Source organism: Daejeonella lutea (genome assembly GCF_900168015.1).
Classification (GTDB): domain Bacteria; phylum Bacteroidota; class Bacteroidia; order Sphingobacteriales; family Sphingobacteriaceae; genus Daejeonella; species Daejeonella lutea.
In genome coordinates, this window is the sequence record NZ_FUYR01000002.1 from 629,420 (window position 1) to 645,040 (window position 15,621).

General features: G+C 41.4%; 16 protein-coding genes. 5 read left to right on the forward strand and 11 right to left on the reverse strand.

Annotated features, from left to right (window positions below):
- The first annotated feature begins 7 nt into the window (after window positions 1-7).
- Together B5X60_RS11900 and hisS are read left to right on the forward strand one after the other, a co-directional pair.
- Complete coding sequence (locus B5X60_RS11900) at window positions 8-451, forward strand: low molecular weight protein-tyrosine-phosphatase (protein WP_079702907.1); 444 nt, start codon at window positions 8-10, stop codon at window positions 449-451.
- Between the two features lie 16 nt (window positions 452-467).
- Window positions 468-1,856, forward strand: a complete 1,389-nt coding sequence (gene hisS, locus B5X60_RS11905) for a histidine--tRNA ligase (RefSeq protein WP_079702908.1) — start codon at window positions 468-470, stop codon at window positions 1,854-1,856.
- On the opposite strand, the gene B5X60_RS11910 is transcribed toward hisS, so the two are convergent.
- From B5X60_RS11910 to B5X60_RS11925, 4 genes are all read right to left on the reverse strand, one after another.
- Window positions 1,846-2,829: an alpha/beta fold hydrolase gene (locus tag B5X60_RS11910; protein ID WP_079702909.1), complete on the reverse strand. Its 984-nt coding sequence runs from the start codon at window positions 2,827-2,829 to the stop codon at window positions 1,846-1,848. The two genes, hisS and B5X60_RS11910, sit on opposite strands and share 11 nt — an antisense overlap.
- Window positions 2,830-2,968: 139 nt before the next feature.
- Entirely contained in the window at window positions 2,969-5,269 is a 2,301-nt protein-coding gene (locus B5X60_RS11915) for a TonB-dependent receptor (RefSeq protein WP_079702910.1), read from the reverse strand.
- 65 nt (window positions 5,270-5,334) lie between these two features.
- Window positions 5,335-5,685, reverse strand: coding sequence for a hypothetical protein (locus B5X60_RS11920; RefSeq protein WP_079702911.1), 351 nt, complete (start codon window positions 5,683-5,685; stop codon window positions 5,335-5,337).
- Window positions 5,686-5,774: 89 nt separating this feature from the next.
- Window positions 5,775-6,797 (reverse strand): Gfo/Idh/MocA family oxidoreductase, encoded by a 1,023-nt coding sequence (locus B5X60_RS11925; protein WP_079702912.1) that lies wholly within the window; start codon window positions 6,795-6,797, stop codon window positions 5,775-5,777.
- Window positions 6,798-6,876: 79 nt separating this feature from the next.
- Between B5X60_RS11925 and B5X60_RS11930 the strand changes: the two genes are divergently transcribed.
- From B5X60_RS11930 to B5X60_RS11940, 3 genes are read left to right on the forward strand one after another with little or no spacing between them, the layout of a single operon-like run.
- The gene (locus tag B5X60_RS11930) at window positions 6,877-7,221 is read left to right on the forward strand and encodes a hypothetical protein (protein WP_079702913.1); all 345 of its coding nucleotides are present in this window, start codon (window positions 6,877-6,879) and stop codon (window positions 7,219-7,221) included.
- Window positions 7,222-7,249: 28 nt separating this feature from the next.
- On the forward strand, window positions 7,250-7,957 hold the full coding sequence (locus tag B5X60_RS11935; RefSeq protein WP_079702914.1) for a peptidylprolyl isomerase: 708 nt from the start codon (window positions 7,250-7,252) through the stop codon (window positions 7,955-7,957).
- A gap of 5 nt (window positions 7,958-7,962) precedes the next feature.
- On the forward strand, window positions 7,963-8,730 hold the full coding sequence (locus tag B5X60_RS11940) for an exodeoxyribonuclease III (RefSeq protein ID WP_079702915.1): 768 nt from the start codon (window positions 7,963-7,965) through the stop codon (window positions 8,728-8,730).
- Between the two features lie 36 nt (window positions 8,731-8,766).
- Here the strand turns inward: B5X60_RS11940 and B5X60_RS11945 are convergent, their stop codons facing one another.
- The 7 genes from B5X60_RS11945 to B5X60_RS11980 all read right to left on the reverse strand — a co-directional run bounded on the left by B5X60_RS11945 (window position 8,767) and on the right by B5X60_RS11980 (window position 15,577).
- Entirely contained in the window at window positions 8,767-9,345 is a 579-nt protein-coding gene (locus B5X60_RS11945; RefSeq protein WP_079702916.1) for a 5-formyltetrahydrofolate cyclo-ligase, read from the reverse strand.
- 105 nt (window positions 9,346-9,450) lie between these two features.
- Window positions 9,451-10,011, reverse strand: coding sequence for an elongation factor P (gene efp / locus B5X60_RS11950; protein WP_079702917.1), 561 nt, complete (start codon window positions 10,009-10,011; stop codon window positions 9,451-9,453).
- 284 nt (window positions 10,012-10,295) lie between these two features.
- On the reverse strand, window positions 10,296-10,913 hold the full coding sequence (locus B5X60_RS11960) for an ABC transporter ATP-binding protein (RefSeq protein WP_079702919.1): 618 nt from the start codon (window positions 10,911-10,913) through the stop codon (window positions 10,296-10,298).
- 89 nt (window positions 10,914-11,002) lie between these two features.
- Entirely contained in the window at window positions 11,003-11,791 is a 789-nt protein-coding gene (gene lpxA, locus B5X60_RS11965) for an acyl-ACP--UDP-N-acetylglucosamine O-acyltransferase (protein WP_079702920.1), read from the reverse strand.
- Window positions 11,788-13,200: a bifunctional UDP-3-O-[3-hydroxymyristoyl] N-acetylglucosamine deacetylase/3-hydroxyacyl-ACP dehydratase gene (locus B5X60_RS11970; RefSeq protein WP_079702921.1), complete on the reverse strand. Its 1,413-nt coding sequence runs from the start codon at window positions 13,198-13,200 to the stop codon at window positions 11,788-11,790. Before B5X60_RS11970 ends, lpxA begins: the two co-directional genes overlap by 4 nt.
- Window positions 13,201-13,230: 30 nt before the next feature.
- Entirely contained in the window at window positions 13,231-14,268 is a 1,038-nt protein-coding gene (lpxD, locus tag B5X60_RS11975; protein WP_079702922.1) for a UDP-3-O-(3-hydroxymyristoyl)glucosamine N-acyltransferase, read from the reverse strand.
- A 70-nt stretch (window positions 14,269-14,338) separates the two neighbouring features.
- Window positions 14,339-15,577 (reverse strand): HD domain-containing protein, encoded by a 1,239-nt coding sequence (locus B5X60_RS11980; protein ID WP_079702923.1) that lies wholly within the window; start codon window positions 15,575-15,577, stop codon window positions 14,339-14,341.
- Window positions 15,578-15,621 lie beyond the last annotated feature (44 nt).

The window sequence follows — 15,621 nt, forward strand, 5'->3', positions numbered from 1 at the left end:
TGACCTAATGAAAATTCTGATGGTTTGCCTGGGCAACATTTGTCGCTCTCCTTTGGCTCATGGAATTCTTGAACACCTTGCAAGAGAGGAAGGACTGGACTGGGAAATCGATTCAGCGGGAACGGGCAATTGGCATATCGGCCAGCAACCCGACCGCCGATCGATTGCCGTGGCAAAAAACTATGGTGTGAACATTTCAAGTCAATGTTGTCGCCAGTTCGATGTAAGTGATTTTGACATGTACGATCATATTTTCGTAATGGATTACAGCAACTTAAGTGATGTTAAGTCATTGGCGAGAAACGAATCAGATCTTTCAAAAGTTAGCCTGCTTCTAAAAACTGATATTGTGCCTGATCCATATTACGACGATTCGCTTTTCGACCCAGTGTACAAAATGGTTGAAAGTCGGTGTCGAGAGATCATCAAAGAATTAAGCTCTGGGGCATAACCAATACCTTTAAACAATGGCCACAATAAAACCATCTATCCCAAAAGGAACCAGGGATTTTTCTCCCGCTGAAATGGTTCGTAGAAATTATATTTTCAACACGATAGGTTCAGTATTTAAGAAATATGGGTACCAGGAGATCCAAACCCCAACGATGGAAAATTTGGATACCCTGACGGGAAAGTATGGCGATGAAGGAGACAAGCTTATTTTTAAAGTTTTGAATTCTGGTGATTTCCTGGCCAAGGTGCCCGCAGAAAAGCTTTCGGCTAATAACTCCCAGCAACTTACACCCTCCATAAGTGAAAAAGCCCTCCGGTATGACCTTACAGTTCCATTTGCCAGGTACGTCGTAATGCACCAGAACGATATTTCCTTTCCGTTTAAACGATTTCAGATCCAGCCTGTCTGGCGTGCTGATCGTCCCCAAAAAGGCAGATATCGCGAGTTTTATCAATGCGATGCTGATGTAGTTGGTTCTGACAGTTTATTGAATGAAGCTGAGTTTATTCTCATATACCATGAAGCCCTTTCCGAACTGGGCCTTAAAGACTTTACGATCAAAATTAATAACCGCAAAATCTTGTCGGGAATTGCTGAGATCATCGGCAAACCTCAGCTGATCGTCGATATGACGGTCGCAATTGATAAGCTTGACAAGATTGGTTTTGATGGTGTAACTAAAGAGTTGATTGAACGTGGGTTCACAACTGCTGATATCGAAAAACTTGAACCTGTGATATTATTGCAGGGCACCAACGAATCAAAGATTGAAAACCTCAAGTCTGTTTTACAGGATTCTGCCGTCGGCCTGAAAGGGATCGAAGAGATCAACACTATCATCAGTTATATCGCACTCCTCAGACCTCAGACCTCAGACCTCAGACCTCTTCATCTTGAACTCGACATTACCCTTGCCCGGGGTCTTAATTATTACACCGGTGCCATATTCGAAGTCAAAACCAATGAAGTTGCCATGGGCAGTATTGGTGGCGGGGGCCGGTATGATGACCTTACAGGAATGTTTGGCTTAAAGGATTTAACAGGTGTTGGTATCTCATTCGGTGCAGATCGCATTTATGACGTTCTGGAAGAACTTGATCTTTTCCCTGAAGTAACGTCTGAAAGCACACGTGTAATGATCAGCAATTTTGATCACAACGCTGAAACCTATGCATTGCCTTTACTTGGGAAGTTGAGAGAATCGGGAATAAACTCAGAAATCTATCCATCGTCCGCTAAGCTCAAGAAACAGCTTAACTATGCTGATGATAAAAAAATTCCTTTTGTCATTCTGATTGGCAGCGAAGAAATGGAGAGCGGTAAACTAAGCCTAAAAAATATGAAAAGCGGCGACCAACAGAAGCTTACTATCGATCAAATTATTACAGTACTCAAGGCTTAATATTATCTTTCAAAGCCTTTAGGAATTCCGGTGCGATTTCCAGATGAGGAATATGTCCTGCGTTATGAAATTCAACTAACTTGGAATTAGTAATCTTGGCAGCGGTTTGCTTGCCAAGCACGGAATACTGCCCGTGTTTTTTCTGATCCTCTAAACTTAGCCTGGCTTTTCCAACAATAGTTTTGTCCTGAGTACCGATCAACAACAGTACCGGCACTTTCAATAAATGAAATTCATGGATTACCGGTTGCTCATAGATCATTTGAGAGGTAAGAGCCGCCACCTTTGCCGCCCGTGGGAAATCGGAACTCCCTGTAATACCTGCAGCAATTCTAACAAGTTCATCATATTCCGGCTTCCATTCCACAAAGTATGAACTTTGATAATACTTCTTGACGCTTTCTGGTGTAGTTTTCAATTCGGTCTTGTACATATTTTCCGTTGTTGCGTATGGCACAAAAGCCCGGTAATCTTCAAGGCCAATTGGGTTTTCAAGCACCAGTTGGCTGGTTGTAGCCGGATACATTAATGCAAAGCGCGTAGCAAGCATTCCACCCATAGAATGCCCCATAATTATCGACTTTTTAATACCCAAGCTGTCTAAAAGTTGCTTACTAAAAGTAGCCAATGTATGGAAGCTATAATCAATAAGTGCTTTAGAGGATTTCCCAAACCCTATTTGATCAGGAACAATAACACGGTATCCTGTTTCTGAAAGGCCTTTGATGACATTCGTCCAATAGTATCCGGCGAAATTTTTCCCATGAAACAACATCACCGTTGAACCATTTGGCCTGGATGATTTGATGTCCATATAGGCCATTCGGAGATCCTGACCTTCGGTATTAATTGGCAGAAAGCTGACCGGGTGAGGATATTCAACATTTTCCAGGGTGATGGAAAGCGGCTGACTTTGCTGGGCTGAAGTCGTAACCGATAAAATACTTAGGATGCACAAAAATAAGCTTCGCATGGATAAGGGTTTCCATCAGAACACTCAAGGCGAATATAAGTTTAAAATCAAATTTGAATTGGTTGCTTTGTCTTATCGGAAAAACAAAGCCTCAGCGAAGCTAAATTCCAAAGTTCGCTGAGGCTTGAAAGCTTAAGTATTATTTGAATGGCAAATAAAGTCCAATTGAGATATTTCTACCCTGGTTGAAATAACCAACGCTGGGTTGTGCTTCATCAAGTCTGCCAGGCTTGAATCGGCTTAAATGATCGTAATATGCTTTATCAAACAAATTGTTTGCTGATAGATTCACCCTTACTGGTTGCTTGCCAAGCAACATAGTCGTCCCTAAGCCAAGGTTCACAAGACTATAGCCGGACGTAATCGTCTCGAACCTGTCAACGCGGTTTTGGGCGAATGCGTTATCCAGTGCAATCGAAAAATATGTAGATTTCAATCCCTTGAATTCTGGTTCAAGCCTTAGTTCGTTCCGAAGCATTGCTGCAGGAATAAAAGGCAAAGGGCTGTCAGTGGCCCTATTGATTCCACGGGTGTAAGAAAAACTGTTCTCAAAGTGCAGAAGTTCAGCAGGATGATAGGTGAAGCTTGCTTCTAATCCTGTCAAATTTGCATTTGCCTGAATAAATCGATAAACCGGAAGCGTTTCGGTATCGACCAAAATGTTCTCATTATTAAGCTGGCTGCTAAAAATGAAGTTATCTATGTAATTATTGAATGCCCCCAGACTGGCACTAACAGTATTGTTATTGAACTCAAATGCCAGGTCGCCGTAATAACTGTTTTCAGGCTTTAATTTGGTATTCCCAATTTCGTACCGGAAAGTACCTTCATGGACTCCGTCAGAACTTAGCTCGGCAATATTAGGAGACCGGAATGCTGATCCAAGATTCGCTTTGAAATTGAAATGTTCATTAAACTCCTTCGTGAATCCCAATGCACCACTTACATTTGAAAAGCTGTTACTGAAATCGCTGAACTTCGGTGTACCATCTTCGTCCATTTCAATGCCATCGATGTTTCGATAATCAAAACGACCGCCAAAGTTCAAAGTGGTTGTTGCCCATGATTTCTTCGCATACCCAAACAAGCCAAATTCTTTCGATTTATAGTCCGGTATAAGAAGTTCTGGAGCCTTGTTCTGATTTTCCTGAACCGAACCTGAAAAACCTAAAACAGGTTCCCAACCATTTTTTTCATTAAAATAATACTTGAAATCTGAGCTATAAGTTTTCAGATCAAAGAAAAGTGCCGGGTCATTTGTGTTATCCTCAAGCTCACGTCTTTGATTGTCCTGAAAAGCGAGTGTTGTCCGAAGTCTTCCGCTACTAAATAAAATGTGGCTATTTATTGCCACCTTGTAATGACGGATATCCTGGAAAGGAAGAAAGAGATCGCGGTTCTTCAAATCATCATCGCTCAGAATACTTCCGTTTTCATCCTCGAACATCCCATCCGCGTTACGGCTGAAATCGGGCAGTCCAATATTGTTCCTGAAACTAGATAGATTCAAATGGGCATAGCCCCATTTCTTATTCAATCCAACTTGCCAACTGAGACTAGTTTCATTATAACCGGTATTTGCAATCCGGCCACCCGGTGCGTTGTAACTAAACCCATTTTTGTAGGATCCCCGTGCCCGCCAAACAAAGCCATTGCTATTACCCTTAACCATCGCAGAAGTTCCGCTTAGGCCGTTATTAGACTGATAACTTGTTAAAAATTCCCCCTGAACTTGGCCTTCGGGTGAGGGAAGAGGTTCCAGTATGTTTATTACTCCACCCAAAGCATCAGAACCATAAAGCAAGCTTGCTGCACCCCTTAGGACCTCCACACGCTCTGCACTATACTGATCAACCTCAAGACCGTGCTCGTCGCCCCACTGCTGTCCTTCCTGTTTTGCTCCATCAACCAGGGTAACAACGCGATTATAACTCAATCCTCTGATTACTGGTTTAGATATTCCACCACCAGTTGTTACCTGCGATACTCCGGGTACTTTTGCAATCGCGTCAACAAGATTGCCTGACGGGCGATTAACTAACTGATCCTTAGTAACTGATGAAACTGCCGTACTGTTTTTACGATTATCGCTGCTGAATGCTGTGCCCGTAATAACAACTTCCTTGGCTTCGATTGTGCTTGGCACTAAAGCGAATTCTACCCCTGAAGCATTGGCAAGATCTACAGTTTGAATAAATGTTTTGTAGCCAATATATCTTACTTCGACTAGGAAGCGGCCTTTTTGTGGGATATTGCTGAATGTGAATTCACCTGATGCATTTGAAACAACTGAGATTTTCAGGTCGGGAATAGTAATCAAAGCACCAGGCAGTGTTTCATTTGTTTGTGAGTCAATAACTCTGCCATCGAGGGAGATAATCTCTGCAAAGGTGTTTACAGACGTGAATAATAACGTTATATACAGAAATAATGATTTCATTTTATGAGATAATAGGGTAAACGGAATTAAGCCCTAAAGCAGGGCAAAAAAGAAAAACGGTAGCTTTATTCCGTTGGAGGTCCCCTTAGCCCGGTGAACAGGCGCTCAATGACATACCCAGCTGTTTCATTATTAATGAACAGCGATAGGCCCGGAGATAATTTAAGCTTCTCAATGAAGCTTACCTTAGTAAAGGTTTTATCGAAATGAACAGCACAGGCCCAGCAAAAATCTGCCTTCTTGGTAATGTGCAGTTTATGGGTGCAGCTTTTATGCGTCTTGTCTTTAACACAAGAGCTTTGGGTTTGTGCAGTTTGATGATTATGAAGAAAATCAAGAGGAATAAGCGTCACAGAAAAGCTCAGCAGTAAAACTACTGAGAGCGCTAATCCAAACGATTTTTTTATTCTCTTCATACCAGGCTCAAAACTATAAAAAAGACTTTTGATTACCTAATGCATTAACTCTGACGCTGTAACAATAATGTTTCTGTATACAATGGAACTTATTCGGCGCTGCTTTCTAAAATTTCAAGTTGAATTAGAACTTCTTCTTCTTTCACCGGGAATGATATGTTGTTCCTCACATTTTGATACACCGCCTCGAATAGGTCAATGTACCTACCGCGCACTGAAGGAACTTTCTCTGTGTTTTTTTCGCCAACTGAATTAACTGTTGTAAGGATGCCGTCCTTTCCATCTGCTTCTCTACCAAAATCCGCGTCACCCGGCTTCATTCCAGCGATAAGCTGATCTTCCTGAGAATCACAAAATGACTTAATAAATGAACCCTTAGTTCCGTGGATAACAATACCGGGCAAAGGGTCAGCAACAAGTAGGCTGGTCGTTATAAAAACATTCTTCTTACCAGGGTAAACCAGATGAATATGACCGTAGTCATCTACTTTGGAGTTCTCGCGATAAACGCCCGTAATCTTCCGATATCTTTCCGGTCTCCCCATAATACATATCACCTGATCAAGAAGATGGGCCGCTAGGTCATAAACAATCCCACTCGCTGGGAATGGATTTTCCTTGAACGCTTTAGGACCAATTTCAGCCCGGTAGCGATCATAACGAAGATGCATCTCGATAATATTTCCAAGTTTACCGCTATTTATAGTGTCCCTTGTCACCGCAAAATCACTTGAAAATCTTCTGTTCTGGTAGATCATGATCTTCTTATCTACTTGCCTTCCAAGATTAAATAAATCTTCGGCTTCCTTCACTGTCGGGGCAAAAGGCTTTTCAACAAGCACATGTTTGCCGGCGAGAAGCGCCTGCCGGGTATGCTCCACATGTAAGTTACTTGGTGTATTAACAATTACCAACTCAATCTCTGGGTCATCCAAAACTTCCTGCAATGAATCATAACTTTTTACATCCGGATAGTCTGAATTGACACGCTTATTATTGTGTTCAAAAACGCCTTTAAACTTAAAGCCCTGGTGAAAATTGACAAATGGTGCATGAAATAATTTACCCGACATCCCATAGGCAAGTAAGGCAGTGACGATTGGTTTTTGCATGAACAAATATACTAATTGGACATAGATTTCTCTTCAGACATAGCGGCATATATCGAATTTTTACAGACTTTTACAGGATATGAAACCTTCGGAGATAAATGAAAAATGGGCTGTTTTACAGGAAAAAATCGCTAGAAATTTTGACACCGACATTCCGGATATGAAGGTTATGCTTTTTCTAATTGGTGTTCAGGAATTAGGCAAAGGTCCACAAAAATTTAGTAAGCGGCAAAAAGAAGAACTTATGCATATTGCTAATTGCAGGCTATTTAGTGAGCTGGGCTTTTATGAGCTCGAAGGGATTGATCAGGACGGATGGCCGCACTGGACATTAGTTAAACCTATTCCAGCATATACACTTCTAGAGCAGGAAATGATTATGAGATCATTAATTATTACTTATTTTGAAAATCTGCTAGAATAAGCTTTGCGTTCATTTAAATAACAGACTAATGAAAAAATACTTATTATTAATAATTTTTGCATTATTCACCCTGGTTGGAAATACAAAACCTAAGCATAGTTATGTCAGGATAAAAACCAGCAAAGGCGAATGCGTGGTAATGCTTTATAACCAGACTCCTAAACACCGTGACAATTTCCTGAAATTGGCAAAAGATGGCTTTTACAACGGGACTCTTTTTCATCGTGTGATCAGTGAATTCATGATTCAGGGTGGTGATCCTGATTCAAAAACGGCTGTTGCCGGGCAAACTTTAGGATCTGGCGATTTGGGATATCGTGTGGACGCGGAGTTTCGCGACAGTTTGTTCCACAAAAAAGGCGTGCTGGCTGCTGCTCGTAATAATAATCCTGAAAAGGCATCCAGCGCAAGTCAGTTCTACCTTGTTCAGGGCAAAAAATTTACGGACGAGGAGCTTGACAAAACCAGGATGAGTCGCATGAACGGCCGAATAATACCGGAATCTCAGCGTACGGTTTACAAGACTTTGGGAGGCACACCCCATCTTGACGGGAATTACACGGTTTACGGCGAAATCGTTCAGGGACTTGAGATGGTCGATACAATCGCCTCAGTAGTAACCTCTCCGGATAATCGGCCGCTTGAAGATATTCGAATGGAAGTTACTGTCCTTAAAAAAAGTGAAGCTCGAAAACTTGAAAAACGAAAAATGGGGATTAAAAATAGTCCACTTTAATTTTCATGAAAATCATCTCTTACAACGTTAACGGAATACGTTCGGCGCTGAGTAAAAATTGGCTTGCCTGGCTGGAGGCGGCGAATCCGGATATTGTTTGTTTACAGGAAATTAAGGCCACTCCCGACCAGTTAGTTGATCTGTTGTTGCTTGAACAATTAGGTTACGAGCACTACTGGAATCCGGCGGAGAAAAAAGGTTATAGCGGAACCGCTATCTTCACAAAACATTCTCCAAAACATGTTGAATACGGATGCGGTATGGACGACTACGACCGGGAAGGGCGTGTTATCCGTGCGGACTTCGATAATTTCTCGGTGATGAGTACATATTTCCCTTCTGGTTCAAGCGGGGAAGACCGACAGTTATTCAAGTACCGGTTCCTTAAGGATTTTCAGGATTATGCCGATAAAATAAAATTAGATCACCCGAAGCTAGTCATTTCCGGCGATTATAATATTTGCCACCGGGCTATCGACATTCACAATCCTAAATCTAATGCGAATTCATCCGGATTTTTGCCAGCAGAACGGGAGTGGATGGAGAATTTCATCAATACCGGATTTGTGGACAGCTTTCGACATTTCAATTCAGAGCCTCATAATTATACCTGGTGGAGTTACAGGGCAAATGCAAGAATGAAGAACCTGGGTTGGCGTATCGATTATAATATGGTTACAGAGGGCCTGCGCGATAATATAAAACGATCCGCAATTTTGCCCGAAGCCAGGCACTCGGATCATTGCCCCGTTTTATTAGAATTAACATTCTGAGTTAAGAGTATTCCTCGACTCACCTTCAGTAAAGTATTATTCTCTAAACACCCAGGTTTTACTAGGGCTAATACAAATATCAAGGGGAATATCAAATTCGTTGACATCGCTGATCTCTACAATAGGATCAAAAAAAGAAAGACCGATCTTCTTCGCATCGGCCCGGCAGCCTTTCAAAAAACGATCATAAAAGCCTTTGCCATACCCTACGCGATTTCCTTTTAAATCGCAGGCAATCAGGGGGAGAAAAACAATATCGATTTCTTCGGATGGAATTTTACTCCCATGTATAGGTTCTGGAATGTCATATTTGTTCCTGCCGAGGATCGTATACTCATGGTTGTACAAAATGCTGTCAATTGAAAGTTTCTCGAAATCAGTCCGCGGGACGACAATTTTGACTTGCGGTTGTTCAAGTTTCAAATAATTGATGATTGAAAACGTATCAATTTCGTTGTTTTTCCTGATAGGAAGAAAGATGTGAGTGCAGGGGGAATTCGACCAGTTTATAAGGGCGATCTGTTCCATGATCTTATCCATTTGTGTCCAATAACCTGACCTGGAGATCGCGAGCCTCTTTTCTAAGAATTCCCTACGTAAATGAGCTTTGTCCACACTGCTAATGTATAAAACTCTATCAAAATATGTCCAATAAAAAACGGCCTCTCCACCTCTGGAAAGACCGCATAATCAACCTAAACCTAAAACTAAACTATAATACTATTTAACTCTTTCTATATAATCACCGGTACGTGTATCCACTCTCACTTTATCTCCCTGATTAACAAACAAAGGGACCTTGATCTCTATTCCAGTTTCAACGGTTGCATTCTTCAACGCGTTAGTGGACGTATCACCTTTAACCGCGGGCTCTGTGTATACAATTTCCAATTCAACGTTGGTCGGTGCCTGAGCCATTATTGGCTCTTCACTTTCGAAAGAAACAATCACGTTCATACCTTCTTTCAAAAACTTAGCAGCCGAGCCAAAAAGAGTCTTCTCGATACTAAATTGCTCAAATGACGTGTTATCCATCACGACAAAATAATCACCTTCCTCATACAAGTATTGGTAATCGCTTGTTTCTACCCTGCAGATTTCAACTTGCTCATCGGTACCAAGACGGGCCTCAACCGTTTTACTGGTTTTGATGTTCCTGAACTTACCGATATAAAAAGCACCACCTTTACCAGGGGTACGGTGCACAATTTCGTCAACGGTAACTAGCTCGCCGTTATACCTTAAAATGTTACCTGTTTTTATTTCTGACGCTTTTGCCATGATAGTTTGGTGATTTCGAGCGGCAAAGATACGGTGAAAAAATTAATTTTCAAAGGCGATACTCCTGAGAAAACCAGCGAAAATCTACACTCACATAATCAAGAAAAAAGATGGATAAAAGAAAAATTAAAAAAGGGTAAAAATCGAATGAAAGACGCTTATCACACTTGTTTTATCCCTCTTTATTCCCTGTTTCATCCCTGTTTTATCCCTGTTTATTAAAACTCAACCTCGTCAAAATGTTGGCCGAATAGGTCAGAGATTATCATGTTAGTAGAATGCGACTATTTGTAATCAGTTACGACAATTTTATCCTCGCAAAAAGCGTATTCATGCTCCTGATTCGAACAAACAATTACAAGCCGATCTTTTGAAAATTGCCTGATCAGGGAAAGGTACCATTCAACTCCCTGCAAATCGAGATTTGATGTGGGCTCATCCAGTAAAAGCACCCGGGTGTCCGAGCAAAACGCAAGAGCAAGCTTGACGCGCTGTTTCATGCCAGAAGAAAAGTACTTAAGAGACTTATGTTCCGACTGCTGCAGATTGAGAAGTGATATCAAAGCTTTCTTATCGTAACCATCCCGGTATTTCTTAAACTGGAAGTGAAAATCGATATGTTCACTTAGGGAGAATTCCTCAATTAAATCCAGGTACGGTGCAGCCAGGCTTAATTCAGGGAAAATATTTTCAATATCAATTGTAATATCGTTTTGCCGGTAACACAACGTACCCTCTGAACTAGTAAGGCTGCCTGAAATTACTTGCAAGAGTGTTGATTTGCCGCTACCGTTTGCACCAAGGATAGCATAAGACCTGTCGTTCTCAAAAGTATAATTGACGTTCCTAAAAATCCATTCGCGGTTGAAGCGTCTACCGATGTTTTCCAGGATTATCTTCATTGGACATTTACGAACTTAAAATCACGGAACTGCCGGTATTCAATCGGTTTAAGAATTTCGATAGGTATTTCATTCCTGCGACGAATTGATTAGACCCCGCTGCCGAAGCCTTTCATAACGCCCCTGTTGGAATTGCGAATAAAATCAAGAATTTCATCACGTATCTCGGTAGGCTCCCTTTCCGTTTCAATGATGTCAAGGGCACGGCTAATGTTAAATTTCTTTAGGAATATGGTTCTGTAGATATCCTGAATTTCATAAATCTGCTCGGATGTAAACCCTCTTCTCCTCAATCCTACAGAGTTGATCCCGACATAAGAAAGTGGTTCCCGTCCGGCTTTGGTGTATGGAGGTACGTCTTTACGGACAAGTGATCCGCCTGAAATTATGGAATGAGCTCCTATAGACACAAACTGGTGAACCGCCGATGCACCCCCTATAAATGCGAAATCCTGCACTTCGATATGACCGGCTAGTTGCACAGAATTTGCAATGATCACATTATTTCCAATAACGCAATCGTGAGCAACGTGCACATACGCCATCAGAAGACAGTTCGATCCAATTGTTGTTGTGTTTTTGTCTAGCGCGGTTCCCCGGTTCAGAGTAACACATTCTCTGATGATCGTGTTATCGCCAATGGTGACGGTAGAAGCTTCACCTTTATATTTTAAATCCTGAGGTTGTGCTGAGATAACAGCTCCCGGAAAGATACGGCAGTTCTTTCCAATTCTTGCGCCATCCATTATAGTAACGTTCGATCCAATCCAGGTTCCCTCGCCGATAACAACATCTTTGTAAATGGTAACGAACGGCTCGATTACGACATTTTCAGCAATCTTTGCCTGTGGATGGATATATGCTAATGGCTGGATCATACAGTTACATCACTTTCTTTAACTCTGATAATTTGTGCCATCATTTCCGCTTCCACGACAATTTTTTCTCCCACCATACCTACACCCTTCATCTGGCAAATGCCTCGTCTGATGGGTTCCATCAGATCGCATCTAAATATAATAGTATCTCCCGGTAATACTTGTGCCCGGAACCTCACTTTATCAATCTTTAAAAAATACGTCAGGTAATTCTTTGGATCTGGTACCGTACTCAATAGTAAAATTCCACCGGTTTGAGCCATTGCTTCGATCTGGATCACACCCGGCATAACAGGTGCACCCGGAAAATGTCCTTTGAAAAATTCTTCATTCATCGTGACATTCTTCACACCCACGACATAGGTTTTAGAAAGCTCCAGGATCTTATCAATGAACAAAAATGGCTGCCGGTGAGGCAACATATTCATGATCTGGACCACATCATACAATGGCGTGGCATTCGGGTTGTAAATCTGAACGTGTTTTTTACTTTTCTCTTTTTTAATCTGGGCCTTAATCTTCTTAGCAAAAGCAATATTTGCAGCGTGGCCAGGCCGTGCTGCCATTATGTGGCCTTTTAAAGGAACACCTACTAAAGCCAGGTCACCGATCATATCCAATAGCTTATGACGGGCAGGTTCATTCTGATGGCGGAGTTCTATATTATTAAGGATACCTTCTTTTGCGACATCGATATCATCCCTATTGAATAGTTTGGCGAGGTTTTTTAATTCATCTTTACTAACCTGCTTGTCGACAACAACAATGGCATTGTTTAGGTCACCGCCTTTGATCAAATTATGCTTCAACAGCATTTCCAATTCATGCAGGAAGCAAAATGTTCTGCACGAAGCAATTTCTTTTTTAAATTCAGAAATGGTAGTAATTGCCGCATGCTGGCTGCCTAAAACAGGTGAATTGTAATCGATCATACAGGTGAACCTGTAATCATCAAGTGGCATTGCCACCATCTCTACTTTGCGATCTGGTTCCGAATAGTGAATATTGTGAGGTATAGTATAGTATTCGCGATATGCCTCCTGATCTACAATACCGGCTTTTTCAAGAGCTTCCATAAACATGATCGAACTGCCATCCATTATGGGAGTTTCCGGGCCGTCAAGTTCTATGATCACATTATCAACCTCGGCACCAACAAGGCTTGCAAGAACATGTTCAACCGTATTTACACTGGCCCCATTTGCTGAAATGGTAGTACCACGTGATGTATCAGTAACGTTATCGACATCCGCATCAATTACCGGTGCTCCTGGTAAGTCAACACGAACAAATTTATACCCATGATTTTCAGGTGCAGGCTTAAAAGTCATAGTAGCTACATGGCCTGTATGTAATCCTACGCCGGTAACTGAGATCTCAGATTTAATTGTTCTTTGTTTTACATTCATAACATCAATGTTAATCAGCTTGAGGGCTAATTACTTTACTTGGTCTTTTATGATTTTCTCCAGTTCAAGAATTCTCTTCTCAAGGTCCGGTAATCTTTTCATAACGACCTGAACTTTGAGCGATTCTCGGTATGGTCCTAGTGGAACACCGTTCCAGCTCATATTTTCTTCCTTAATTGAATTATTAACTCCGGATTTCGCTCCGATATTGGATCCATTAGCAATGGTTATGTGGCCAACTACGCCAACCTGGCCTCCAATAACGCAATTCTCACCAATCTTAGTGCTTCCCGAAATACCCGTTTGAGCGGCAATTACAGTGTTGGCGCCAATTTCTACGTTATGTGCTATCTGGATCAGGTTATCAAGCTTTACTCCCTTGCGGATTATTGTCGAACCCATCGTCGCACGGTCAACAGTTGTATTAGAGCCGATCTCTACGTTTTCTTCTATAATTACATTTCCTATCTGGCTTACCTTACGGTAACTTCCCTGCCCATCTGGCACGAAGCCAAATCCATCAGCTCCAATGATAGCTCCGGAGTGGATGATACTTTTATCACCTATTTCACAGTTGAAATAAACTTGTACCCCTGCATATAGGGTTACATTTTTTCCTATAACTACATTATCTGCAATGTAAGTGTTAGGGTAAATTTTACTGCCGTCGCCTATTTTCACATTAGGTCCGATGTATGAAAACGAACCGATATATACGTCTTGGCCAATTGTTGCTGTTGGATGGATAAAACTGTACTCTTCAATCCCCTTTTTGTTGGACTTGATCATTTCATCGTACTTCTCCAGTAAAACGGAAAAGGCACTGTATGAATTTTTAACCTTTATGAGTGTGGCACTTACGGGCTGGGTTGGGACGAAATCTTGATTTACAATAATTACTGATGCCCTTGAAGTATAAACGTATTGCTCATATTTCGTATTGGCCAAAAATGAAAGAGAACCCTCTTGAGCATCCTCAATTTTTGCTAGCTGATTTACTGCGACTTCAGGGTTACCTTCTACAGTACCTTCCAGTAATACTCCAATCTGATGTGCAGTCAATTGCATTCGGCAAATTTAGATGTTATTAGTTAACGAACAAATTTTGTCCTTGTATGTATCCCAATGGTAAGACATGTTAATTGTTTAATAGTTTCACCTCTTTAACATAGCAAAGTATATACTTTTGAACGGTCCTTACCAATGCTTCTAGATTTGAATTATCAGATGCTGTAGTAATATCTTGAATAATGCCGTCTTTCATCAGAATTTTTATGCTGCCATCGCCAACGCTGTAGGCATTGTTCTTAATTGTATCTGTAAATACGAAATAAGACGTGTCGTCTTCTTCAATTTCGTATTCATTTAATGCATTTTCCGACAGATCATTTATTTTTTCGACTGAGGGAGGTTCATTTGTGATCTCGACCTGGTAAAGATTACGTTCTATCAAATGACTACAAAGGGTAGCAAGGATCAGATCTTCATCATTACACCAGACTTTAATGGAGGTAAATATGTCGTTATCGTCAAGCTTGGTAAATCGATCCAAATTTCTGGGGTCTGACGTAAAGTCGTCCCGGCTAATGGAATTATTTAGAAAGTATGCAAAGCAGGGGCTGGCAAATAGCCTTCTGCCTTGCCCGGAAAGCTCCTTGGCTCGCTCGAGGATCTTCACGAGCATCTGTTCGGCAGCGATGACAGTTTTATGGAGATAAACCTGCCAATACATCAGCCGGCGGGCGATAAGGAATTTTTCAATCGAATAAATGCCCTTCTCTTCGACTACTAACTGATCGTCAACAACATCCAGCATTTTAATAATTCTGTCAAAGCTGATAACTCCTTCAGAAACCCCGGTGAAAAAACTATCCCGGTTAAGGTAATCCATACGGTCGATGTCGAGTTGGCCGGATACGAGCTGATGAAGGAATCTTTTGTGATAACGATCGTTGAAAATTTCAAGGGCAAGGTGGAGTTTTCCGTCAAACTGCTGGTTAAGATCGTCCATCAGAAGTTTGGAAATATGCTCGTGTGAAATTCCCTCCACAATAGTGTGTTCCAGGGCATGCGAAAACGGGCCATGTCCAATATCGTGTAAAAGAATAGCTATCGTGACCGCCTCTTCTTCGTCAGATGATACCGCCTGACCTTTACTTTTAATTGTTTCAATCGCCAGACCCATCAAATGCATAGCTCCTATGGCATGGTGGAAGCGAGTGTGTAAAGCACCCGGATAAACCAGGTGAGTCATACCCAGTTGCTTGATATATCGGAGGCGCTGAACGTATGGGTGCTGAATAAGATCAAACACCAGTTCAGAAGGAATGGTGATGAATCCATAAACCGGATCATTAATTATTTTCTTCTTATTCAAGCTTTACAACCCTAAGGCACAAAAATTGTTAATTTTAATGACAA

Bases quoted from the DNA above. Each gene is read 5' to 3' on its own strand.
- efp (WP_079702917.1), bottom strand. From the start codon at position 10,011: ATGGCAAAAGCGTCAGAAATAAAAACAGGTAACATTTTAAGGTATAAC.
- lpxA (WP_079702920.1), bottom strand. From the start codon at position 11,791: ATGATCCAGCCATTAGCATATATCCATCCACAGGCAAAGATTGCTGAA.
- B5X60_RS11940 (WP_079702915.1), top strand. From the start codon at position 7,963: ATGAAAATCATCTCTTACAACGTTAACGGAATACGTTCGGCGCTGAGT.
- B5X60_RS11960 (WP_079702919.1), bottom strand. From the start codon at position 10,913: ATGAAGATAATCCTGGAAAACATCGGTAGACGCTTCAACCGCGAATGG.
- B5X60_RS11915 (WP_079702910.1), bottom strand. From the start codon at position 5,269: ATGAAATCATTATTTCTGTATATAACGTTATTATTCACGTCTGTAAAC.
- B5X60_RS11935 (WP_079702914.1), top strand. From the start codon at position 7,250: ATGAAAAAATACTTATTATTAATAATTTTTGCATTATTCACCCTGGTT.
- B5X60_RS11900 (WP_079702907.1), top strand. From the start codon at position 8: ATGAAAATTCTGATGGTTTGCCTGGGCAACATTTGTCGCTCTCCTTTG.
- lpxD (WP_079702922.1), bottom strand. From the start codon at position 14,268: ATGCAATTGACTGCACATCAGATTGGAGTATTACTGGAAGGTACTGTA.
- B5X60_RS11970 (WP_079702921.1), bottom strand. From the start codon at position 13,200: ATGAATGTAAAACAAAGAACAATTAAATCTGAGATCTCAGTTACCGGC.
- B5X60_RS11925 (WP_079702912.1), bottom strand. From the start codon at position 6,797: ATGCAAAAACCAATCGTCACTGCCTTACTTGCCTATGGGATGTCGGGT.
- hisS (WP_079702908.1), top strand. From the start codon at position 468: ATGGCCACAATAAAACCATCTATCCCAAAAGGAACCAGGGATTTTTCT.
- B5X60_RS11930 (WP_079702913.1), top strand. From the start codon at position 6,877: ATGAAACCTTCGGAGATAAATGAAAAATGGGCTGTTTTACAGGAAAAA.
- B5X60_RS11910 (WP_079702909.1), bottom strand. From the start codon at position 2,829: ATGCGAAGCTTATTTTTGTGCATCCTAAGTATTTTATCGGTTACGACT.
- B5X60_RS11920 (WP_079702911.1), bottom strand. From the start codon at position 5,685: ATGAAGAGAATAAAAAAATCGTTTGGATTAGCGCTCTCAGTAGTTTTA.